Genomic DNA, 21,315 nt, shown 5'->3' on the forward strand with positions numbered 1-21,315 from the left:
CCTGGTTCGGACGTCGAGATCGTGGCGATCAAGCCGTCTAACAGGGGCTTCTTCGCTTCACCGGCCGAACGCCAGCATCGCGATCACTTCGTGATCACCATCTCCCCAGACCGATGAAAAAGGGTCACTGACCTCAACGGCGAAGAGCCCGGGAGTTAGCTCCTCGACTTCGAGGTCGATGACGACGTTCAAAGAGCACGCCATGTCTCGAAGCAGTTCCACTGCAGGTAGATCAATCTGGGACACGCTCGCAAGCGTGCCACATGCCGAATGTTGATGAACGGTGCGGGCGGCGCATCATGCGAGGGGGAGTTCGAGCATATGTCGTCCTTCCTATCGCGATCATTCGGGAGCCCTTTGTTTTGACCGGCCGGACGCCGATCAGGCAGGCGGGCGGTGCTGGGAAGGGAGTAATCAAAGCACGATGATCATCTGCGCGGAGTCGCTATGCTCGGTCTCGGCGGCTTCATGGAGGCGAGGTTCCGATGCCCGCGGACAGGGTGGCGTACATCGCGATCTTCATGATCATTCCGGTGGCGTTGTTCCTGCCCAGGACGGGAAAGTACGGTCTGCGGATGTCGGTCGGCATCGCGTTCGTGGCGGTCGGCGAGGGGCTGCTGATGGGGGGTGCGGTGTCCAGGCCGCTCGAGGCCGCGCTGCTGTGTCTCAGCGGGGGGCTGCTGATCCTGGCCGAAATCGCCACGGGCAGCGAGAACCAGACGGTCTCCCTCCTCTGGATCGCCTGCGGTGCCATCGGGCTTTGGAAGCACGAGGACATAGCCGAATGGGTCGCCACCGCGCGGACGGAGGTGGCGTCCGCCGGGCTCGCCGGCACGGTCGTGCTGATCGCGCTGGCCGTGCGCGGGTGGCGGCGCGCCAAGCGCCCTGCCTATAAGTCGGACGACCTGACGGGCCTTTCCTGATGGGGCAGGCTCCTTCCAGCGTGGTCCAAGCGGTCCTGCTCGTGCTTTTCGTCGTGCCCGGGGTCACCTACCAGTTCCTGCGGGAACGCATGCGCGGTCCGGTCGCCGGCGAGCGCAACATGGGGGAGCGGATACTCCGTGCCCTGCTCGCGTCCATCGTGCTGGACGCGCTTTATGCGATCGTGGCGGGACCGGCTCTGATCCGCCTGGCGCGCGGCGGCAAGGAGAAGGGCTGGGACGGCCTGGTCCAGCATCCGCGCCTGATCGGCCTGCTGGCACTGCTCCTCTTCGTCGCCGTTCCGGCGGCGGCGGCATTCGCGGTTTCGGCGTGGCAGCGGCGCAGGCTGCCGACCCGGTACGACGCCGGAGCAACCGCATGGGACCACATGTTCCGCCACCGCGGTTCCTGCTTTGTCCGCGCACGCTTGAAGGACGGTTCCTGGGTGGGCGGATGGTACGGCTCGAAGTCCTATGCGACGTCCTATCCGGAGCCCGCGGAACTGTACCTGGAATCTGCGTGGAGAATGAAACCGGACGGAAGTTTCGCCGATCGCGTCGCCGGCACCGCGGGCCTTCATGTCCGTGCGGCCGACGTCGATGTGGTCGAGTTGATCGATCCACCCGGGTCGGCATCGTGAGGGAGAGGGCATGCCGGAACTGACACCGCACGAGAAGGAACTGCTGGCGAACCCCGACCTGGTGCGCGGGCATGCCCCGCGCGACGGTGTCGGCGAACCGGCCGAGGCTCCGGAAGGGCCCGCCGCCGCGTCGCCGCCGAACCAGGCGCCGGCCGCCTCCGGCGGCTCCGCGGACCCGGCGGGACGGGCTCAGGGCCCGACGTGAACATGACCGGCCCACAGGGCCGGGAAGTTCGGATACATTTCGCGCGCTCTGCGGGTCGCATGGTGAACCGCGGCCGCCGCGTCCGTCCGGCCCCCATTCCGGACTGATCCGCGAAGCCCCTCATAGATCTGCCCGGCGAACTCGAGCGCGACTCGGTCTCGCAGGGGCCACAGCGCCGCGATGACATGCGCGAAGCCTGCGATCTGGAACGACGACGCGAGATGTATCGCCTCGTCATGCAGCCGCGTGCCGGGACGGGCGGTGTCGCAGCACGACAGATAGGCCAACTCCGCTCCGCGGAGGTCCAACCGGGACACGTCGGCCACGGACAGCGGCCGCCGCTGGTGGTCGTGCAGCAGCAACCGCCCACGGGACGGTGATTCCACATCCGTTACCGCGTGGCAGGCGAAATGCGCCCATGTCCGGTGACGCAGTGAGTCCAGCACGGCTCTGGAGTAAGCCTTGTCATCGGCCAGGATGCGCGTGGCTGGAAATAGGCGGCGAAGCTCCTCGGCTTCGGCACGCGCGTGCTCCAGCGGAGCCTCGCCGGACGTCTTCGACATGGCCACGGCGAGAGGGCGCGGCTTCCCGCCCGGACGGCGCCGTGCGCGCGCATCCACGAGCGCGCGCAAAGTAGGCGCGTACGAGGAGATCGCCCGATCCAGCAATGCCGGAGGATCGGCCCGGCCGACCGCGCCATGGTGCCCGGCGCCATGGTGCCCGGCGGCATGGATCGGCAGCATGGCCAGCGGCCCGGTCGGAACCCACCACACACGCGGCCAGTCGCTTCCCCGCCTGGACAGGTCCAAGATGTTCACGACGGGCTCGACCAGCGCGTCCCACAACCATGCCAGCACATCGGCGAAGCGCTCCTGCTCGCCCTGGTCGAGCATCGCCTCAGGCCGCACCGCATCCAGCAGGACGGCGGTCTGCTCGTTCACGAGACGCGGTGTGACGCCGTTCAGTTCGAGTGTCCGCACCCCTTCGGCGTCCAGGATGACGGCGTCCGACCGCTGCTCACTGACGTTGAGGAACACCAGCGGGCCCTCCCGAGTCTGGGCGAGCATCTCGCGGAGAGTCGGCTCCCGGGCGAAGTCCGCGAACCCCTCTTCCCGCCGGATCTCCTCCAGCAGGGAATCCCAACGCGCGATCAATGCGCGCCGCTCCTTGCGCTCCTGTTCCCGCCTGAGCCCGGTGGCCTCCGCTTCGAATTCCTGAGCGAGCGGGGGCTCGTAGGAACCCTCCAGCATGGTGCGCAGCTCCGTGAATTCGTCCGCCAAGGCCGGATTCCGGGCGCGCAGTGCCGAGAGGTCGGGGCGGACGCCGAGCGCCCGCGACAGCAGTACGCCGCGTCCCCGCTCCAGCAGCGTCACGGCCTTCTCGGGCCGCCCTGCGGCAATGGCGCAGGCGGCGGCCGTCACCGCGATTCCGGTCCACTGACCGAGCCGGTACTCCTGGTCGGCGCGGCGCAACTCCCGCGACGCCACCTGGGGAAGCAATTCGATGACGCCCTCGAACGCCTCCACCGCGTCCGCATACCGCTCGGCCGCGGCGGCGAGGTCACTCCACACCAGCCCGGCCACCACCCGGGTGGAAAGGTCGGTCGCCGGATTGGCCGTCGCCTCCCGAGCCAGTGCGCACGCCCGTGCCAATTCGGCAAGGTCGCCGCCGCGCCGATGCCGATGGTGCAGTGCACGCGCGAGATTCAGCAGGTGGACGGCACGTTCAGGATCGTCCTCCGGCGTTCCGTCCACCGCCCGCCGAGCCAGCTCGATGGCCTCTTCGAGATTCGCGACGTCCTGCGTGTGCTCGTAGCGGGTGCGCAGCGCCAGAGCGAAATTGTTCTGGCAGGTCGTGTAAAGCCGCGAGGTCCGAGGCACGCGCTCCGCGGCCTGCCGCCCCAGGTCGAGCGCGCGATCGAGGTCGGACGGCTGCTTCGTCCGAGCGAACCGCTGCACCAGCAGGAAGCACACGGTCGTCAGGTCCATCACCCTTACGAAGGGCCGGTCTCCCGACTCGGTGATGAGCAGCACCTTTCCCAGCGTCTCGATCGCCTCATCGAGATCCGCCATTTCCTGCGTGCGCTCGTACCGGCTTCGCAGGACGGCGCTCAACTCCCTGAGGCACAGGAGACGATCGGCCCCGAACTGGACGGGCACGATCGCCACCGCCTTCCGCGCGGTCGCCAGCGCCTCCTCCAGATCCGCGAAGTCGCCGAAATGGTCGTACCGCACCCGGAGCGCACTGCCGAGTTGGGACAGCAGCGCCGCGCGGCGCACATCGTTCGCCGGCTCGTTGCGCGCCGTCCGCCGGCCGACCTCCACGGCCTCGTCCAAGTCGGCGACGTCGCGAAGCCGCTGATACCTGCCCCGCAGCGCCATGACGAGATTGGCGGCGTATTGGGTCCGCGTAGCCTCCCCTGGACTGGCCTCCAGGGCCGTCCGCAGCGAGTCGATCCCACGCGACAGCGCCGCCACATCGCCGCTCCGGTCGAATCGCCGCAGCAGCTGAAGCCCATGGCCGTGCGAATCCACGGCCCGGTCGAGGTCGAGCGAAGGGTACTGGCGCTGCCTGCGGGAGAGCCGATTCTCGGCCAGGAGATTGGCCAGGCCCCCGAACACCAGCAGCGTGTGCACGGCCGGCTTGACCCACGAATGGACAGACTCCTCAGGAGTCGTGACATCCCACTGGATGACGAACGCGCCGAGCCCCGCCACGGTCATGCGACCGAACCGCGGCCCGATGAAGCCGGCGTCCCTCATTCTCGCCAGCCCGATGATCACTATCATCACGCTATTGAGGAGCGCGGCGAACTCCGGGAGCACAGTGCAGGAGTATAACTATCCCAATTCGCTCACACGCAGATGAATGCAAAATATCCCATATGTAACGTCCGAATCCTCATCGGCATCAACACTCCACCAACCAGCCGATCGAACCGTGGGGGCCGCAGCGAGCCGGACGCGTACTGCTTCCACGTCACCAGAGTTGAGCCGATCTCGGCCGGGGCCAGTCTGGAGTTAGGCAGTGACCGCGTGACCCTTTCGGATGAAGCCGACTTGGACAACGCGCACACGTCCTACGACGACCAGCGCGAAGTGCTCCGGAAGTTGGGGGGATGCGTTCGCACGCCGAGACGTGGAGCACCTCCGAGGATGAGGCTCAAAAGGGAGACGGACCAGCGGCCGGGCCCCGGCCGCTGGTCACGCCCGTGCTCAGTGCTTGCGGGCCTTACGGAGTAGGCCGACGAGGCCGTGAGTCTCGTCGTCCGGGCCGGACGAGAACCAGACGGCGTCGGTGCCGCCGGTGGTCCGCGTCCCGCGAACGAGTGCCCACAGGCCGTCGATCTCGATCGGGCGGCCGTCGGGTCGGCGCAGCGCGCCCTTGAAACGGCCACGCGGGGTGAAGGCGTTGATCCGTCCGTCGCCGAAGTTGCCGACGAGGACGTCTCCGGCGAAGTCGCCGAAGGAGCGGGGCGCGATCACCAGGCCCCACGGCGCGTTCAGCGGACCGCGGGAGGCGAAGCGGTGATGGACGCGGCCGAACTGCCGGTACTTCACCACGAAGCCGAGCCCGGGGCCGGGGACGTCGTCCTCGGCATCCGCGTCCTGCTTGGCGTAGGTGACGAACACGGAGTCGCCGAGGACGGCGACGTTGAACGGCGCGAAGCCGCGCGGGATCGATGGGTCATGGAAGCGCCCGCTGGGCAGCCTGAGCCGCCGGAACCGACCGTCGAAGACGTCGATGCGTCCGTTGTGGAAGTCGGTCGCCAGCAGGAATGCCCCATGGCGGGTGTGCAGCAGCGCCAGTCCCTTGTAGATGGCGCCGGGCGCGCCCGCCACGCGGACCGCGGTGGTTCCCGTGTTGCGGTTCCATGCGGTGATCGCGCCGCTCTCGCTGCTGAAGATGAAGGTGGCCGGCGCGCCCTTCACCACGAACTCGCGGGTGTCGTTGAAGACCTCTCCGGTGGGCGCGCCGCCCTCGATGCTGACCTCCAGTGGCTGCTTCGTCACGCCTCTCGGCCCGCCGGCGTACACGGTGGCGACGCCGGTTCCGTTGTTGGCGACCCACAGCGGCCCGGTCGGGCCGAGCGCCAGGCCCCACGGGTTGACGAGCTTGGGGTCCTGAAGACGAGCCCGCCCTGGGATGTCGGAGACCAGGTTGGTCTGGGTGAACCGGGTGTGCCGGCCCGATTCGTCGGCGTGGTTCGAGGTTCCGGCGGACGCGGGACTGACCGGGGCCATTCCTGCCAACAAGGCAAGGGCGGCCACGAGCATACTCAGGGTTCTTCGCATTCAGATCTCCCTTGAATCGATCAGCCGTTCTGGACGGACCGCGGCGATCATTACCCCGGGTAGGTTCGGCGAACCCGGCCGCCCCACCCCGCGACGGAATCCTGACCAACAACGACGGCTGCTTTACGCCTGACCACCCAACCCGCGGGCTGACCTGCAGGAAGTCAGGACAAAAGGAGGCCGTCCACGGTCAGACCACCAGAAGCCCCGCAGCAGCGATCACCGGCTTTCGCCCGCCCGACAAAGCACGGCGATCACCTCGAACCTCAGCCATAGCGTCGGCGCACGGGATCGCCACACGAGCCAGAAGATCGACGCGCTAACCCGAGCCTCGGCGGCGGCCTCAGATATGATCTTGCAGTGCTCCGCTTTAGATTTCACGAGAGGCATTTCGCGAGCTAGATCAGCGTCATACGCAAGGGGCGAATAGCTCGGAGGTATTCCTCCTTGGCATGCACCAATGTGTTTCTGGCTTTTTGTAGCCTGCTCGCGATTGATGTATTTGCATTCAATGGGTGCTGCCTCGGCCTGCAGCGCAGCTTGCGGCGGGGAGGGCGCACCCTCGACGGCAACCCGTGCGGCCGGTGCGCCGCCGTAGCCGGGGCCGTATCCGCGCGCCGCCGGACTGGATGGCGTCCGCTTCCATGACACGCGGTACACCTGCGTCACGCCGCTCCTGGACCTCGGCGTTCCGCCTCACATCGTCCGGGAGATCGTCGGTCACAGCGACATCGAGGTGACCATGACGATTTCCGCGCACGCGGCCGTCGACGAGAAGCGGGCGGTGCTTCGGAAGCTAGGGATGCACTCGGCTGATGCCGTTGCAGTCAAAAGGCCCGAAACCTGATCAGGTTCCGGGCCCCTTGGCTGGTGACGAGGCGTGGGCGGGGGCGAAGCGCCGACCTTCCGCGTTCAGCTGTGGCAACACCCCTACCGGCGAGGCATCGCCTGAGCCTGACCGGCTGCTGGTGTGCGCCCGTGGCTGGCGGGGCTGCCTGCCGCTGCAGTCAGTCTTCGTGGCTCAGGCGACCTTGATGGTGTGGGGGCCGACGCTGACGGTGATGTCCACGTGTCCGCCGAGGGCGGTGGCGTAGGCGCGGAGTGTCTCCAACTCCATGGCTTCGATGTCGCCGTTCTCGATCTGTGAGACCCGGGATTGTGAGACGCCGAGAATCTGGGCGACCTCGGCTTGTGTCTTGCCGATGGCCTTGCGGAGTTCCTTGAGGTGGTGGCCGGCGACGTAGGCGTCCAGTTCGGCACGCGCGCGAGCCTGCCGCTCGGGCTCGGCCAGTTCTGGGTTGCGGCGGTGTGCTTCGGCCTTGATGTCCTGCCAGCGGCGTCCGGTGCTCATCGTCCGGCCTCCTTGCCCTTCGCGGCCCGGTACTCGGTGTAGCGGGCTTCGGCCAGTGGGATTGCCTCGTCGTACCAGCGGGACCACTGTCCGGCCCTGTCTCCGGCCACGAGGAAGATCGCGGCGCGGTCCGGGTCGAAGACGAACAGCATGCGGATCTCCGACCGGCCACGGCCCCCGCCCGTAGCTCCTTGAGGTTGCGCAGTTCGCTGTGGTCCAGGGTGTCGACGAGCGGACGCCCGAGCGTCGGCCCTACCTCGGCCAGTCTGTCGATGGCCTGCTCGATCAACGCTGCGGTATCCAGGTCTGACTCGCACAGCTTGAGGAAAACAGTTCTCGACCGGTTCGAGGAGGATTACATCCCAAGCCACAGAGCCGATATGACTTCTAACTCATATTGGCGTGACCGTCCGACCTGCTATCTGCGCCGGTTGCTGTCAAAGAAGACGCCCCGGGCCGTGTGGCTCCGGGGCGTTTTCGCTGGTCACGTGAGGTGGGCAGGGGCGGGGTCGAACCGCCGACCTTCCGCTTTTCAGGCGGACGCTCGTACCGACTGAGCTACCTGCCCAGGACGCGCGTCGGCGCGTCTGGCGGTCCTGACGGGATTTGAACCCGCGGCCTCCACCTTGACAGGGTGGCGAGCACTCCTAACTGCTCCACAGGACCTTGCTGCTCCGAGCTTAGCGGCTCCGGAGAGTGTCTCGGCCGGTGGCGACCCGGCGTTTGGCACGTCCGAGAGCATACGCGATGGCCGAGTACAGCGCCAACTCGTTAACGGGGGAGGCTGCGGGGGATAGAGCGATAACGGAGAGGTACCGGGTGGATGCGGGTTGGTAGTGGCTGCTGTGAGTTTGCGACCTGGGGTCCTAGTCTGTCCGGGTTGCGCGACGGTGCGTGACCAGAGGGTTGCGCCGTTCCGATGGGACGGCCGTGGACGCGAAGGAGGTCGGCGTGGTCGCGAAGCTCCCAGACCAGAGCGCCGAGGGCTACCAACGGGGACTGGGCACCCGCCAGATCCAGATGCTGGCGATCGGCGGGACGATCGGAACCGGGTTGTTCCTGGGTGCCGGGGAGAACATCGCCAAGGCGGGGCCGAGCCTGATCCTCATGTACGCCGTGGCGGGGCTGGCGCTGTTCTTCGTCATGCGGGCGCTCGGCGAGTTGCTGACGTACCGGAGGGCGGAGGGCGGGTTCGCCGGGTATGCCCGGGAGTTCCTCGGTCCGTTCTGGGGATACGCCACGACCTGGACGTACTGGATCATCTGGGTGACGACCGGCATGGCGGAGCTCACGGCGGCCGGCACGTACATCCAGAAGTGGTGGCCGGGGGTCGAGCAGTGGCAGACGGCGCTGGTGGCGCTGCTGGTGCTGTTCGTCGTGAACCTGATCTCGGTGAAGCTCTTCGGCGAGCTGGAGTTCTGGTTCGCGATGATCAAGGTCGCGGCGATCGTGATGATGATCCTGGTCGGGATCGGGGTGCTGGCCTTCGGGTTCGGTGACGCGGGGGAGACCGCGCGGGTCGGGAACCTGTGGGACCACGGCGGCGTGTTCCCCGAGGGGTACGGCGCCACGATCATGACGCTGCAGATGGTGATGTTCGCCTACCTGGGCGTCGAACTGGTCGGTGTCACGGCGAGCGAGGCCAAGGACCCGGAGAAGAACATCCCGCGGGCGATCAACGCGCTGCCGCTGCGGTTCGCGCTGTTCTACCTCGGGTCGCTGCTGGTCATTCTGGCGGTGGTGCCGTGGACGGCGTTCAAGGGCGGGGCGAGCCCGTTCGTGCTGGCGTTCGACAAGATCGGCATTCCGGGCGGGGCGGACATCGTCAACTTCGTGGTGCTGACGGCGGCGCTGTCGTCCTGCAACGCGGGCGGGCTGTACTCGACGTCCCGGATGCTGCGGACGGCCGGGGTGAACGGTGACGGCCCGAAGATCCTCGGACGGCTGAACGGGCGCGGTGTGCCCGTTCTGACGGTCGTCATCTCGGCGCTCGTCATGGGCATCGGCGTCGTCATCAACGCGATCGTCCCGGAGAAGGCGTTCGAGTACATCACGTCGGTGTCGACCGGCGGCGCCCTGCTGGTGTGGACGGTCATCCTCGTCGCGCACATGATCTACCGGCGGCGCGCGGCGGCGGGGACGCTGGCGAAGTCGCCGTACCGGATGCCGTGGGCGCCCTACAGCAGCTGGGCGGTGCTGGCGTTCTTCGTGTTCGTCACGGTGACGATCGCGTGGGAGGCGGACACGCGGGTGGCGCTGTACGTGATGGCGGCCTGGGTGGCGCTGGTCGTGATCGGCTGGCCGTTCGTCCGGCGGAACTCGCAGGAGGCGGAGATGAAGGTCGCGGTGGAGACCGGCAGCGCCTGACCTCATGGGATGATCCCCCCAGGCGGTTCCATCCCTCCGGAGGCGCGCGTGACCAGCATGCTAGAGATCCGCGTGCGCTGGGTTCTGCTGGTGGTGGTGGGCGTGGCGAACGTCGTCGGCGCGCTGGTCGTGCTGCTGTTCGCGACGTTCGTGGTGCCGGATCCGCCCCTTGAGGACCGCGACTACGCCCACCATGTGAACGCGCTGGCGTTCTTCGGCTATCCGTTCGTGGCCGTTCCGGTGGCGCTGGTCCTGGGGTTGTGGCTGTGGCGGCCCGTCGTGACGTTCGTCCGGGACGGGGGAGACCCCGACCGGCAGCAGCGGCGGGCCGTCCTGCTGGGGCCGCTCCGGTTGACGCTGCTCATCGGCGCCATGTGGGCGGTCGGCGCGCTCGGCTGGGCGGTGCTGGATCTGGCCCTGTTCACCGGGCGGCTGGCGGTGAAGACGAGCCTGACGTGCCTGCTCGGCGCGGCGACGACGTGCACGATCGTGTACCTGCTGTCGGAGCGGCTGCTGCGGCCGGCGGCGGCGCTGGTGCTGGGCGCGGAGCGGCCGAAGAAGTTCCGGCTGCCCGGGGTGACGACGCGGGTGATGCTGGCGTGGGCGCTCGGGACGGCGATCCCGGTGTTCGGGCTGATCTGTGTCGCGATCGCCGCGCTGGCCGCGCCGGACATCAATGTGACGCAGCTCGCGATCACGATCCTCGGGCTCGGCGGCGTGGCGCTGCTGGCCGGGGTGTGCGTGATCTACATGGCGACGCAGGCGATCGCGGACCCGATCAAGTCGCTGCGGAAGGGGATGGCGCAGGTCGAGCGGGGCGATCTCGGCGCGCAGGTCCCGGTGTACGACGCGAGCGAGGTCGGGCAGTTGCAGGCCGGTTTCAACCACATGGTGGCGGGGCTGCGGGAGAACGAGCGGCTGCGCGACCTGTTCGGGCGGCATGTCGGCGAGGAGGTCGCCGATCTGGCGCTGGAGCGCGGCGCCATCACGCTCGGCGGGGAGACGCGCGAGGTGGCGGTGCTGTTCGTCGACCTGACCGGCTCCACCAGGCTCGCCGACACCCGGGGCCCGGACGAGGTCGTCGGGCTGCTCAACCGGTTCTTCGGCGTGGTGGTCACGGTGGTGGCCAAGCACGGCGGCTGGATCAACAAGTTCGAGGGGGACGCGGCGCTCGCGATCTTCGGGGCGCCGACGCAGCTGGCGGACTCGGCGGGCGCGGTGCTCGGCGCGGCCCGCGAGCTGGCGGTGCGGCTGCGCGCCGAGGTGCCGATGCTGGACGCGGGGATCGGCGTGTCGGCGGGCCCGGTCGTCGCGGGCTACATCGGCGCGGAGGAGCGGTTCGAGTACACGGTGATCGGCGACCCGGTGAACGAGGCGGCCCGGCTCAGCGACCTGGCGAAGGGCGAGGACGGGCGGGTGCTCGCCTCGGCGGCCGTCCTGGACCTGGCGCATCTGGCCGAGTCGCAGGAGTGGGACGTCGAGGGGGCGGTGACGCTGCGCGGCCGGAGCCGTCCGACCCGGCTCGGCAGGCCGCGCGCCGGGCTGCCCGCGCTCCTCGCGCCCGCGCCGGCGCCCGGGGGCGGGGAGCGGGCGCGGCGGCGTGTCCGGTTCCCGCGTCCGCTGCGGCGGAGCCGGCGGCTGGTGCTCGGGGCGCTGATCCTGTCGAAGGCGGCCAAGAGCGCCCGGACGCCGGACAAATCCGAAGAGTCCGGCTAGCGGAGAGCGCGGTTCGGCGGTGGGCGCCGTGTCCTCCGCATTGTGAACGGTCCGGCTGCGTATCGTCACTGTCTGTACACGGTCTGCTACCTGCCCGTAACGGGGGTGTCACCGGACGGTCCGAGGGTTGGGGCGGACAGCTCCGGCTCCCGAGAGGCTGACAGATGTACCGACGGACCCGTCTCGCGCTCATCGCCGTCACGGCCACCGCGGCGCTCGCCGCTCCGGCGGCGGCCTCCGCCGACCCGGCCCCGGCGGACCCGCTTCCCGCCGCTCCGCAGCCCCGTCCCCAGCGGCCGGACGCGCCACCGCCGAACGCCCCACGGCCTGACGCGCCCCGGCCCGCCGCCCCGCATCCCGGGCAGATCGCGGAGCCGGGCGCGCCGGACCCGCGGCCGCGCGCCATGCCCGCGCCGCAGGCAGCGCCGGGCCTCCCGGACGCCGAGGTCGCGCCGCGCGCCCGGACCGCCGCGCAGGCCCGGATCCTGGACGTCGCGCACCGGGGCGCGTCGGCGTACGCGCCGGAGAACACGCTCGCCGCGTTCAAGCTGGCCAGGGCCCAGAACGCGGACATGTTCGAGCTGGACGTCCAGGAGACCAAGGACCACAAGCTCGTGATCATGCACGACACCACGCTCGCCCGGACGACGAACGCCGAGCAGGTCTACCCGGACCGTAAACCGTGGAAGGTCGCCGACTTCACGCTCGCGGAGATCGAGAGGCTCGACGCGGGGTCCTGGTTCGCGAAGAAGTACGCGGGTGAGCGCGTCCCGACGCTGCCCCGGGTGCTGACCGCGATGCGCGGCCAGGGGCTCGGCCTGCTGCTGGAGATCAAGAGCCCCGACCTCTATCCGGGCATCGAGAAGCGCATCGCCGCGGCGCTGCGGCGCTCGCCGTCCTGGCTCCGCTACGACCCGACCGAGCGGCGCCTCGTGGTGCAGTCGTTCGACTGGGGGTCGGTGCGCCGGTTCCACGCCGTCCTGCCCAAGGTCCCGACCGGGCTGATCGGGACGCCGAAGGCGGCGGAGCTCAAGAAGCTCGCCAAGTACGCCGACCAGATCAACCCGAAGTTCGGTGACGTGACGGCGTCGTTCGTGAAGAAGGTGCACGCGGCCCGAATGGACATGCTGACCTGGACGATCGACGACCGCGGCGACATGGAGAAGGCCGTCAAGCTCGGCGTGGACGGGATCATCACCAACAAGCCGGACGTCTTGCGGCATGTCCTCCAGACGTCCCGCACGGCGCAAGCGGGCCACCTCGCCGCTGGGCAGCCGGCCGTGCGGCCCGCGGCCTGATCAGGGAATATGGCGGCGTGCGCGGGCGGTGAGCGCGCGCGCCGCCGGGCTGCGCGGGCCTTCTGCGCGCCACGCCAGCGCAATCCGCCCACTGAGCCGGGGCCGGACGATCGGCATCGCGTGCAGCGCGTCCGGCACGCCCCGGGCGGCGGATTCGGGGAGGACGCCGACGCCGAGGCCGTGCGCCGCGATCTGTGCCACGACGGGCGGCTCGCCGGCCTCGAACGCGATCCGCGGGCGGAGCCCGGCGTTCGCGAAGGCCCGGTCCAGGACGGCGCGCACGCCGGTGCCCTTCGGCAGGCTGATCAGCGCCTCGTCGGCGAGCGCCCGCAGCGTGATCGTGGGCCGCCGGGCCAGCGGGTGGTCGTGGCTGACGGCGGCGTAGAGGTCCTGCTCGATGACGACCCGGGTCGCGATGCCCGCGGGCGCGTCGGTGCTGAGGCTGAGGAAGGCGAGGTCGACGCGGCCGGAGCGGAGGCCCTCGGTCAGCGTGTCCGTGTCCTCCTGGATGACCGTGACCTCCACATCCGGATGGTCGCGATGGAATTCGGCGATCAGGCCGGGCAGGTCGAGCGACCGGATCCAGTCGATGGTGCCGACCGTGACGTGCCCGCGGAGCAGGCCGGTCAGCTCGTCCACCGCGAACCGCGCGCCGCTGACGGCCGCGAGCGCCGCCCGCGCGTAGGGGAGGACGGCGGCGCCGGCCTCGGTCAGCCGGACCGTCCGCCCGGAGCGGTCCAGCAGCGGCTGGCCCAGTTCGCGTTCCAGCTGCCGGATCTGGGCGCTGACGCCCGGCTGGGCGACGTGCAGCCGGGCGGCGGCCTTGGTGAAGCTCGCCTCTTCGGTCACCGCGACGAAGTACTCCAGCTGGCGCAGCTCCATAACCAGCCATGCTAGCCGCGCGCCCGTTGAGCGCTCCGGCTTCTGCCGAACCCCGCCGGGACGAGAGGCCCGGAAATCACGCGGAAGGGGCGGCGGGGACGGGGGTGACGGGCGGGACCAGGCCGGTCGGCAACCATTTCTTTGTCCCTTCTTGGGTGCGTCGCGGCTGTTCAGAGGACTGATTCCGATCTGGACGGTGAAGACATCACCTGCGGGAGGTCGGGTGTACGGACGACGCACATGGTCTATTCGGGTGCGGATGACCGTAATTGCCGGAATGGTCACCGCCATGATCTGCGTCATCGTGACCACGCTGGTCCTGGTGGAGGTGCGCGGCTCCGAGACCGACTCCAAGCGCAGCGAGGCGACGGCCGCGGCGCTGCGGATCTCCTACGAGATGCGGCGCGGCCCGGTGCGCGGCGACCTCGACGCGCCGAAAGGCGTGGTCATCCAGGTCATGGACGAGAACCGGACGGTCATCGCGGGCAGCCGGGGCCCGTCGCTGGACGGACCGCCGATCGCCGACTTCCTCCCCTCCCAGGCCAAGGTGTACTCCACCCGGGACGTGTGCACGGCGAGGGAACTGCCCGGCTGCGCGTGGGTGATCGGCTTCCGCGTCTACCAGCCGGACGGTGACTGGCTCGTCTACGCCGCCGCCCCGGCCGTCCCCTGGTATGTCAACCCGGGCCTCATGATGCTGCTGGTCAGCGTCTCGCTGCTGGTGATCCTGCTGGCCTGCCTGCGCGCCTGGGCGACGGTGGACCAGACCCTCGCCCCGGTGGACGCGATCCGCGCCGAACTGGCGGAGATCACCGCGCTGCAGTCCGGCCGCCGGGTCACGGTGCCGGAGAACCGGGACGAGATCAGGCGGCTCGCGGAGGCGGCGAACGCGACGCTCGACCGCCTCGACAGCGCCCTCGAACGGCAGCGCAGCTTCACCTCCGACGCGTCCCACGACCTGCGCAGCCCGATCGCCGCCGCCCGCACCCAGTTGGAGGAGGCGCTGCTCTTCCCCGACGACGTCGACTGGCCGCAGGTGGGACGGGGCGTCCTGCAGAGCCTGGAGCGGCTCCAGGCGATCGTCACGGACCTGCTGCAACTGGCCCGCCTGGACGCCGCCGCCTGGAAGGACGTCGAGACGATCGACCTCGGCGCGCTGGTCACCATCGAGGTGGCGAGGTCGAGCCGGACGAAGCGGGTCGTCCCGCACCTCCAGGAGGGGGTGACGGTGCGCGGGGACCGGCTCCGGCTCGTCCGGCTTTTCACGAACCTCCTGGACAACGCCGAGCGGCACGCCGAGTCGCAGGTCGACATCACGGTCCGGCGCACCGACGGCGAGGCCGTCCTGGAGGTGCTGGACGACGGGGCGGGGGTCGCCGAGGAGCACCGGGACCTGGTCTTCCAGCGGTTCGCCCGGCTGGAGGCCAGTAAGGCCCGCGACCCGTCGGGCACCGGTCTCGGCCTGCCCATCGCGCGGGAGATCGCCCGGCTGCACGGCGGGAGCCTCACCATCGAGGACAGCGCGCGCGGGGCCCGGTTCGTCCTGCGCATCCCTCGGAACGCTCCAGAGCGCCCCGACCACCCCTCCTGAGCGGGAGGAGGGGGATCCGGGGCGCGTCAGGCGGCGGAGCGCGCGGGGAGGCCGCGCAGGTGGATCCAGCCTTCGATGTCCGTTTCCTTCACCCGGCAGCTGACCGGCTCGTACTCGCCGGCGTTCACGCGGCGGGGGCCGTGGGCGATGGCGGAGTCGTGGACGAACCTCGACACGATCACGCCGAGGTCGGCGCGCGTCGCGGCGAGCCGCTCCCGCAGCGGCGCGGCGTCCAGCAGGCGCGCCGCGTTGATGATCGTCCAGCCGGACAGGCCGGGCGGGTCGGGCACCACCGGCCCGACGTCGACCGCGACCCGGAGCTGGATGCGGACCGCCTCGCTCGACCGGTGGTTGTGCCGCCGCAGCCGCGCCCCGAGCAGCGCGATCATCGGGTCGATGACGGCGGCGGTCGGGATCTCCGGCGGGACGACGATCAGCGCGCCGTCGCCGCGGTCCTCGCTGTAGCAGGTGTCCCACGGCACGCCGGACCCCTCGAAGGACTCCCGCAGGGCGGCGTACATGGCGCGGCGCACCTCGATGCGGTCGTGCTCGTCGCGGGCGCGCGAGCTGAAACCGGCGATATCGGTGTAAACCACAGTGCAGTTGCGCCCCGCCCACGCCGGGCCGGAGGCGGCGCGGCTCGTGGGCTGCACCACCGCTTGCCCATGGGGCTGGACGCGCACGGTCGCGGCCGGACGCGCCCGCCAGGAGGGAGGCTGCGGCCGCCCGGCCAGGTCGGACGTCTCCGCGGCATACGTCCACGCACCTGTGCCTGACTTCGGCTGCGCACCCGCGCCGACCGACGCGTACCGGCCTGTCTCCGCCGCATGATCGGCCTCGGAGTACGGGACGGCCCCAGGGAAGGGAGCGGGTTCGAGGCACGCGCAGACCTCGGGGTACAGGTCGAACACGGTGTAGGGGTCGTACGGGTCCATGACGGTGTTCGGTTCCATCACGTCATGTGGGGCGTTGTTGGGCTCCAGCAGAGGCAGAGGAATGAACGCGGTCGTGTAGGCGCGGGACAAGCCGTACTGGACGGTGGACTCGTACGCCTGCGCGCCGACCCCGTAAGGGTGCGTGCCTCCGGCACCGTAGGGCGGCCCGCCCGCAGCCCCGGCGCTCGCTCCATCCCCGTACGGCCGTCCCATACGGGGATCGTGCTTGGGGCCCGCTGCGGTCTGTTCGGTGAGCCGCTCGTACATCTCGCGTTCCAGGACGGCGACCACGCGCGGATGGTTGCTCAGGTAGGTGACGAACTGCTGCGTGGTGAGGAGCAGCGCGCTCAAGGGCTCCATGGCGACGACGGTCGCCGAGCGGCGCCGCAGCAGCAGCGCGGCGCGCTCGCCGATGATGTCGCCAGGGCCGCGGAAGGCGATGATCCGCTCGCCGCCGTCCCGCCGCACGCTGACGCGCACCGTGCCGGTCTTGATCACGATGGTCTGGTCGGCGGCTTCGTCCTCCTCCCACAGCACCGCGCCGGCGGGGTACACGACCTCCTGGGCGGTCGCGAGGAACTCGGCCCGCTCGATGGTCGTGAGGGACGTCCAGAACCCGGGCCGCCGGGACTGGGCGCCCGGCCCCGGCCGGACGGCCACCGGCGGCCCGGCGGGCCGGCTCTCCAGCTCGGTGCTCTCGGCCGGGCGCTCGCCGTGGGGCCGCCGGGGGCGGACGACGGCGAGCGTCTCCGGGTGGACGATCTGGTCCGGGTCATGCCGGCGCGCGTGTGCGTCCATCAGCTCACCCGGCCCGCGACCGAGGGGACGGAATTCGTGGGGTGGACGTCGAAGGTCGGGGGATGGATCTGCTGTCTTGACATGTCAGGGACCCCATGCCTCGAATCGCGACTCCGGCCCCGTGCGCGGTGCCCGGGATCGCCCGGCACCTATCGCCGTGGCCGAAGTCACATCACCTATAGCCCGTACCGCGTGATCGCGGTTAGACTGGGTGAGTCCGCAGAAAACGTTTTGGCAGGTCAGCCCGGATCTTTCTGCGTTTTCGCAGGGTTTCCGCGCAGGCCCGCCGGCGCGCTTTCTCGCGGCTCAGGGAGTCGCTCTCCACTTTCCGCCGATCCTTCTGGCTGCCAACCGGTGATCAGCGGAAAGTGGCGGGCGACTCTGTTCTTGTGGCCGGTCGTGGTCATTTCCCGCCGGCGATGCCGAAGTCACGTGTGGTGGCTGACCTCCCCGTTCGCGTGTCCAGACCGTTCTCGGTGGGCCGCGCTGCCCCGTTGCCGCCCGTTCGCCCGTCGTGCCCGCCGTCGTGAGGTCCCGGCCGGGAGGACACGCGTGGCCCGTCCGGATCCCTCACCCTGCGTCAGGACCACCGGCTGCGTGGAGGTGGCGCCGAGTCCCGTCGCAAGTTGGCGTCTGCTAGTCTGCCATGTAGCACATTACAACATAGTCGAGCGGTATGCAGCAGTCTGGCGGCTTCCAATGCGACTTTTGGGCGTTATGGCGGCATCTGCGCGCGGAGCGAAGGTCGCATGGGCCCAGGCAGGTGGCGGAGTGGCGGCAAGCGGGGTGTCAAGTCCCGGAATGCCATGTAGCATCCAGGCTGGTAGCACCAACTACCTAGAGTGAGCGAACAGGATGTCCAGTGACCAGGGGCCGATCGTCCAGAGTGCGCTGCTTCGCGCGGAACTCGTCCGCCTGCGCAAGGGGAAGAAGCTGACGCAGGAGCAGGTGGCGCGCCAGCTCGAATGGTCCCCGTCGAAGCTCATCAGGGTCGAGGGCGGTAAGAACGCCATCACCCGGACGGACCTGCAGGCCTTGCTCCGCGTCTACGACGTCACCTCCGAGTCGCGCCAGGAGCGGCTACAGGCGCTCGCTCGCGGCGCCCGCGAGCCCGCCTGGTGGAACGCCTATCGCGGTGACCTCGACCCCACTTTCCTCAACTATGTCGGCTACTCCGCGGGCGCGGCGTTCATCCGCCAGTTCCACGGGACGGTCGTCCCCGGGCTGCTGCAAACGCCCGAGTACGCCGAAGTGCTCTCCACCGGAAAGGCGTCCGAGACGGCCCGGGTGCTGGCGGCCAAGCTGCGCATCCAGCGGCAGCAGGAATTCGCCAAGCGCGAGAACCCCCCGCGCCAGGACTACATCATCGACGAGGCGGTCATCCGCCGCCATGTCGGCATCAGGACCGACCCGGCGATCATGCCGGCCCAGCTCAACCACATCGCCGACGCCGCCGAGAACGACGACCTGCTGCGGGTGCGCGTCATCCCCTTCAGCACCGGTGCGCACCTCGGCCTGGAGGGTCCCTTCACCATCCTGGAGTTCGACGGCGACCTCGACGACGTCCTCTACCTGGAGGGGCGGTCGGGCGCCAGCATGATGATCAGCGGCGAGGACGACAAGATCACCGAGTACCGCGACACCTTCGAGCTGCTCGTCGAGCAGGCGCTCCCGGCCGACCAGTCGATCGCGATGATCCGCCAGGCCGCCGACGACCTCATGTCCTGACCGCCCCTGATGGCCGGCCGTCCGGCGGTCGGCCTGACAGGCGCATCGCAACTCGACCCGACCGGAGGTGAAGGCCGCGGCGAACATCCGACAAGGCGAGTGGCCGTCATAACACGCAGCGTGATCTTGTGTTCCCTTGTAGGCGGGATAACTAGAACCGTTTACACTCGTGATCGGGAAATTATCCACAAGGTCGTGGTTTGTCGTGCCCTGCTCGGTGCTCTCCGGTGGGTGTCCCCGGCCGATCGGTTGGCGAGACGGCACCCGCCGGCAATGGACGGAGGTCGCTGGATGGTCTACGGGTCGAGTCGTGAAGCCGCGCTGAACTGGCGAAAGAGCAGTGCGAGCGTGGACGATAGCCAGTGCGTCGAGGTGGCGACGTTCGGCCCGTCGGTACTGGTTCGCGACTCCCGCGACCACTCCGCCGGTGTCATCGTCCTCGGCCGCGCCCAGTGGAATGCGTTCATGGACGCGCTCCGGGACGGAGCCGTCGACCTCCGCTGAGTCACGAGACTCATTTTCTCGGCTCCCCCGAAAACTGTTGACCATTGCGTCCCCCCGCCCCCTTTACTGGCGATCTTTGACAAGAGGAGGGCGGGGTGGGCGGCGCCGCCGCGCGCCGGTGCGACGGTCGTGGCCGCGGCAGTGGTCGTGGCGAGGCGTTGCGTGGGATGCCCTCGAACGCCAACCGGGTCTCGCCCGCAACGCCGTCCCCTCGGCTGCGCCCCCGCTCGCTGAGCGTCTACACGCCGCGGCCTTGAACTCACCCCTGCGCCGTCGATTTCGCTCGCTATCTGGCGAAGTTAATGATCTTCCGGGGAAAGATGGAATTCAGGACGATTGTCGTGGTTACTCGCGGGTGTAGGCCAAGTTGAGACTTCGCCCCTGTCATCATCGGCGGTTCCGTCCGCGTCACTATGAAGTGAGGGCGACGGGAATGCAAGATCGCGTCGGCGAAACGGGGGAAATGACCTATGGCACCGACCCTTTTGGTCGAAGTGTCCGAATGGAACGCCGATGTCGCGCGGCTGGACCAGTTGAGCCGCCGCCTGCTGGCTGACTTGCGAAGACAGGGCGTCCAGGTCGAACGCTCCGCCGGCGCGGCGCCGGCCGGCGCCAAATCCGCATCGGCGGTCGCGGTCGCGGGTCTCGTCGTGGCACTGGCCAGGACGCCCGCGGCACAGGCCTTCGTCAATGGGGTCTTCGCGTGGCTCGGGCCGCGCAAAGGCAGCGTGAAGGTCAGTTGCGGCGATAATTCCATCGAGTTGTCCGCCGCTACCGCGGACGAACAACGACGACTCATCGAATGGCTGCAGACATGCATCGGGGAAACGCGGGAACAGGCGTCGGGCGACCAAGAAGGCTAGCGCTTCTGATCGCCTCCGACCGCTACGAGGATCCGGACTTCAAGTCGTTGCGCTCGCCCGCCCACGACGTGTCGGCTCTCGCCAGGGTCCTGGCGAACCCGTCCATCGGCGGGTTCCAGGTGGACTGCGTGTTCAACAAGCCCGCCCACGAAGTCAACGCCGCGATCGAGGACTTCTTCTGCGAGAAGCAGCCCGATGACGTGCTGCTCCTCTATGTCTCCTGTCACGGGGTGAAGGACGACGGGGGACGGCTCTACTTCGCGACCTCGAACACGAGGGTCAGGAGGCTCGCGTCCACCGGGATCGCGTCGGTGTTCGTGGGCGAGCAGATGACGGGCAGCATGTCCCGCAACATCATCCTGCTCCTGGACTGCTGCTACAGCGGTGCGTTCATCGAGGGAATGGTGGCGCGCAGCGGCGGAAGCGTCGGTGTCAACGAAGGGTTGAGCGGCTCCGGTAGGGCGATCCGCTCCTCGTCCTCCGCGCTGGAGTACTCGTTCGAGCTCGACCGGCGGCGCGTGACCAAGGAGATCTCGCAAGTGGGAACGGGCGGCGGCAATGGCGCGGGCCCGTCGGTCTTCACCGATGCGCTGGTGCGCGGCCTCTCCACCGGCGAGGCCGACCGGAACCGTGACGGGCTGATCTCCATCGACGAGTTGTACGAGTACGCCTACACGAAGGTCACCGCCGCGAATCCGAACCAGACGCCGACCAAGTTCTCCGATGTCAGCGGAGAGTTGATCGTCGCGTACAGCCCCGCGACGGCCCGCCCGCCGCAGTTGCCGGACGAAGTGGCGTCGGCGACCGAGCATCCGCTGGCGCGGGTGCGCGCCGCTGCCGTCGACACGCTCAGGGATCTGGCGCTGAAGGGCGACGACGTGGGCCGGCTGGCCTGGGAACGGTTGAAAACGCTGCTCAATGATGACAGTCGCATGGTGGCTGCCGGTGCGGCGGCGGCCATGGCGGAGATCGAACGTGTCCGCCCCTTCTCGCGGGCTCGTTACGTGCCACCATCGCGGATGCCGGTGAGTTTTCCACAGCCTGTGGAAATGTGGCCGCCGCCGCCCGTACCGGCCCTTGCGAACCCGCGTCCGTCTTCGCCTTCGCCTCCGCCTTCGCCTCCGCCTTCGCCTCCGCCTTCGCCTCCGCCTTCGCCTCCGCCTTCGCCTCCGCCTTCGCCTCCGCCTTCGCCTCCGCCTTCGCCTCCGCCTTCGCCTCCGC

The 21,315-nt window shown here is 69.3% G+C and carries 19 protein-coding genes and 2 tRNA genes; 12 read left to right on the plus strand and 9 right to left on the minus strand.

What is annotated here, in order from left to right; translation table 11 throughout:
• Positions 1–485: 485 nt before the first annotated feature.
• The 3 genes from ETD96_RS18215 to ETD96_RS18225 are packed head-to-tail and all read left to right on the plus strand — an operon-like array spanning position 486 to position 1,766.
• Positions 486–923 carry a hypothetical protein gene (locus ETD96_RS18215; protein WP_138637660.1) on the plus strand — a complete coding sequence of 146 codons (438 nt, stop codon included), beginning with the start codon at positions 486–488 and terminating at the stop codon, positions 921–923.
• Entirely contained in the window at positions 923–1,561 is a 639-nt protein-coding gene (locus ETD96_RS18220) for a DUF6338 family protein (RefSeq protein WP_138637661.1), read from the plus strand. The genes ETD96_RS18215 and ETD96_RS18220 overlap by 1 nt, the downstream gene beginning before the upstream one ends.
• 10 nt (positions 1,562–1,571) lie before the next feature.
• Entirely contained in the window at positions 1,572–1,766 is a 195-nt protein-coding gene (locus ETD96_RS18225; RefSeq protein ID WP_138637662.1) for a hypothetical protein, read from the plus strand.
• On the opposite strand, the gene ETD96_RS18230 is transcribed toward ETD96_RS18225, so the two are convergent.
• The 3 genes from ETD96_RS18230 to ETD96_RS46740 form a co-directional block, all read right to left on the minus strand.
• Positions 1,751–4,591: a CHAT domain-containing tetratricopeptide repeat protein gene (locus ETD96_RS18230; RefSeq protein ID WP_138637663.1), complete on the minus strand. Its 2,841-nt coding sequence runs from the start codon at positions 4,589–4,591 to the stop codon at positions 1,751–1,753. The two genes, ETD96_RS18225 and ETD96_RS18230, sit on opposite strands and share 16 nt — an antisense overlap.
• Positions 4,592–4,981: 390 nt before the next feature.
• On the minus strand, positions 4,982–6,010 hold the full coding sequence (locus ETD96_RS18235) for a TIGR03118 family protein (protein ID WP_205719332.1): 1,029 nt from the start codon (positions 6,008–6,010) through the stop codon (positions 4,982–4,984).
• A gap of 270 nt (positions 6,011–6,280) precedes the next feature.
• Positions 6,281–6,730 carry a hypothetical protein gene (locus ETD96_RS46740; RefSeq protein WP_138637665.1) on the minus strand — a complete coding sequence of 150 codons (450 nt, stop codon included), beginning with the start codon at positions 6,728–6,730 and terminating at the stop codon, positions 6,281–6,283.
• 7 nt (positions 6,731–6,737) lie between these two features.
• Between ETD96_RS46740 and ETD96_RS18245 the strand changes: the two genes are divergently transcribed.
• Entirely contained in the window at positions 6,738–6,908 is a 171-nt protein-coding gene (locus ETD96_RS18245) for a hypothetical protein (protein WP_240807803.1), read from the plus strand.
• A 174-nt stretch (positions 6,909–7,082) separates the two neighbouring features.
• Here the strand turns inward: ETD96_RS18245 and ETD96_RS18250 are convergent, their stop codons facing one another.
• The 4 genes from ETD96_RS18250 to ETD96_RS18265 all read right to left on the minus strand — a co-directional run bounded on the left by ETD96_RS18250 (position 7,083) and on the right by ETD96_RS18265 (position 8,078).
• Entirely contained in the window at positions 7,083–7,412 is a 330-nt protein-coding gene (locus tag ETD96_RS18250) for a helix-turn-helix domain-containing protein (protein WP_138637666.1), read from the minus strand.
• On the minus strand, positions 7,409–7,564 hold the full coding sequence (locus ETD96_RS48140; RefSeq protein WP_420884766.1) for a hypothetical protein: 156 nt from the start codon (positions 7,562–7,564) through the stop codon (positions 7,409–7,411). The genes ETD96_RS18250 and ETD96_RS48140 overlap by 4 nt, the downstream gene beginning before the upstream one ends.
• A gap of 342 nt (positions 7,565–7,906) precedes the next feature.
• A tRNA-Phe gene (locus tag ETD96_RS18260) sits at positions 7,907–7,980 on the minus strand.
• Positions 7,981–8,000: 20 nt separating this feature from the next.
• Positions 8,001–8,078 (minus strand) — tRNA-Asp (locus ETD96_RS18265).
• 264 nt (positions 8,079–8,342) lie between these two features.
• On the opposite strand from ETD96_RS18265, the gene ETD96_RS18270 reads away from it, so the two are divergent.
• The 3 genes from ETD96_RS18270 to ETD96_RS18280 all read left to right on the plus strand — a co-directional run bounded on the left by ETD96_RS18270 (position 8,343) and on the right by ETD96_RS18280 (position 12,793).
• Positions 8,343–9,779 (plus strand): amino acid permease, encoded by a 1,437-nt coding sequence (locus tag ETD96_RS18270; protein WP_205719333.1) that lies wholly within the window; start codon positions 8,343–8,345, stop codon positions 9,777–9,779.
• Positions 9,780–9,836: 57 nt separating this feature from the next.
• Positions 9,837–11,495: an adenylate/guanylate cyclase domain-containing protein gene (locus ETD96_RS18275; RefSeq protein ID WP_240807805.1), complete on the plus strand. Its 1,659-nt coding sequence runs from the start codon at positions 9,837–9,839 to the stop codon at positions 11,493–11,495.
• Positions 11,496–11,659: 164 nt separating this feature from the next.
• Positions 11,660–12,793 (plus strand): glycerophosphodiester phosphodiesterase, encoded by a 1,134-nt coding sequence (locus ETD96_RS18280; RefSeq protein WP_240807800.1) that lies wholly within the window; start codon positions 11,660–11,662, stop codon positions 12,791–12,793.
• Here ETD96_RS18280 and ETD96_RS18285 read toward each other — a convergent pair whose 3' ends face one another.
• Positions 12,794–13,675, minus strand: a complete 882-nt coding sequence (locus tag ETD96_RS18285; RefSeq protein WP_138637668.1) for a LysR family transcriptional regulator — start codon at positions 13,673–13,675, stop codon at positions 12,794–12,796. It abuts the gene before it with no gap.
• Between the two features lie 259 nt (positions 13,676–13,934).
• Here ETD96_RS18285 and ETD96_RS18290 point away from each other — a divergent pair, with 259 nt between their 5' ends.
• On the plus strand, positions 13,935–15,266 hold the full coding sequence (locus ETD96_RS18290) for a sensor histidine kinase (RefSeq protein WP_138637669.1): 1,332 nt from the start codon (positions 13,935–13,937) through the stop codon (positions 15,264–15,266).
• A 26-nt stretch (positions 15,267–15,292) separates the two neighbouring features.
• On the opposite strand, the gene ETD96_RS18295 is transcribed toward ETD96_RS18290, so the two are convergent.
• Positions 15,293–16,999: a cyclic nucleotide-binding domain-containing protein gene (locus ETD96_RS18295; protein ID WP_138637670.1), complete on the minus strand. Its 1,707-nt coding sequence runs from the start codon at positions 16,997–16,999 to the stop codon at positions 15,293–15,295.
• Between the two features lie 855 nt (positions 17,000–17,854).
• Here ETD96_RS18295 and ETD96_RS18300 point away from each other — a divergent pair.
• The 4 genes from ETD96_RS18300 to ETD96_RS18315 all read left to right on the plus strand — a co-directional run.
• Complete coding sequence (locus ETD96_RS18300; RefSeq protein ID WP_138637671.1) at positions 17,855–18,727, plus strand: helix-turn-helix domain-containing protein; 873 nt, start codon at positions 17,855–17,857, stop codon at positions 18,725–18,727.
• 291 nt (positions 18,728–19,018) lie between these two features.
• The gene (locus ETD96_RS18305; protein ID WP_138637672.1) at positions 19,019–19,231 is read left to right on the plus strand and encodes a DUF397 domain-containing protein; all 213 of its coding nucleotides are present in this window, start codon (positions 19,019–19,021) and stop codon (positions 19,229–19,231) included.
• A gap of 470 nt (positions 19,232–19,701) precedes the next feature.
• Positions 19,702–20,094, plus strand: a complete 393-nt coding sequence (locus tag ETD96_RS18310) for an effector-associated constant component EACC1 (RefSeq protein WP_138637673.1) — start codon at positions 19,702–19,704, stop codon at positions 20,092–20,094.
• Positions 20,046–21,315 (plus strand): caspase family protein (locus tag ETD96_RS18315; RefSeq protein ID WP_240807806.1); only part of this gene is annotated, 1,270 nt, incomplete at its 3' end. The genes ETD96_RS18310 and ETD96_RS18315, both read left to right, overlap by 49 nt.

Origin of the sequence: Actinomadura geliboluensis (assembly GCF_005889745.1) — a bacterium.
Classification (GTDB): domain Bacteria; phylum Actinomycetota; class Actinomycetes; order Streptosporangiales; family Streptosporangiaceae; genus Spirillospora; species Spirillospora geliboluensis.

Excerpts from the sequence above, each read along its gene's own strand:
- ETD96_RS18300 (WP_138637671.1), top strand. The coding sequence starts at position 17,855 with ATGTCCAGTGACCAGGGGCCGATCGTCCAGAGTGCGCTGCTTCGCGCG.
- ETD96_RS18285 (WP_138637668.1), bottom strand. The coding sequence starts at position 13,675 with ATGGAGCTGCGCCAGCTGGAGTACTTCGTCGCGGTGACCGAAGAGGCG.
- ETD96_RS18275 (WP_240807805.1), top strand. The coding sequence starts at position 9,837 with ATGCTAGAGATCCGCGTGCGCTGGGTTCTGCTGGTGGTGGTGGGCGTG.
- ETD96_RS18290 (WP_138637669.1), top strand. The coding sequence starts at position 13,935 with ATGACCGTAATTGCCGGAATGGTCACCGCCATGATCTGCGTCATCGTG.
- ETD96_RS18225 (WP_138637662.1), top strand. The coding sequence starts at position 1,572 with ATGCCGGAACTGACACCGCACGAGAAGGAACTGCTGGCGAACCCCGAC.
- ETD96_RS18215 (WP_138637660.1), top strand. The coding sequence starts at position 486 with ATGCCCGCGGACAGGGTGGCGTACATCGCGATCTTCATGATCATTCCG.
- ETD96_RS18250 (WP_138637666.1), bottom strand. The coding sequence starts at position 7,412 with ATGAGCACCGGACGCCGCTGGCAGGACATCAAGGCCGAAGCACACCGC.
- ETD96_RS18280 (WP_240807800.1), top strand. The coding sequence starts at position 11,660 with ATGTACCGACGGACCCGTCTCGCGCTCATCGCCGTCACGGCCACCGCG.
- ETD96_RS18305 (WP_138637672.1), top strand. The coding sequence starts at position 19,019 with ATGGTCTACGGGTCGAGTCGTGAAGCCGCGCTGAACTGGCGAAAGAGC.
- ETD96_RS18235 (WP_205719332.1), bottom strand. The coding sequence starts at position 6,010 with ATGGCCCCGGTCAGTCCCGCGTCCGCCGGAACCTCGAACCACGCCGAC.
- ETD96_RS18220 (WP_138637661.1), top strand. The coding sequence starts at position 923 with ATGGGGCAGGCTCCTTCCAGCGTGGTCCAAGCGGTCCTGCTCGTGCTT.
- ETD96_RS48140 (WP_420884766.1), bottom strand. The coding sequence starts at position 7,564 with ATGCTGTTCGTCTTCGACCCGGACCGCGCCGCGATCTTCCTCGTGGCC.
- ETD96_RS18295 (WP_138637670.1), bottom strand. The coding sequence starts at position 16,999 with ATGGACGCACACGCGCGCCGGCATGACCCGGACCAGATCGTCCACCCG.
- ETD96_RS18310 (WP_138637673.1), top strand. The coding sequence starts at position 19,702 with ATGGCACCGACCCTTTTGGTCGAAGTGTCCGAATGGAACGCCGATGTC.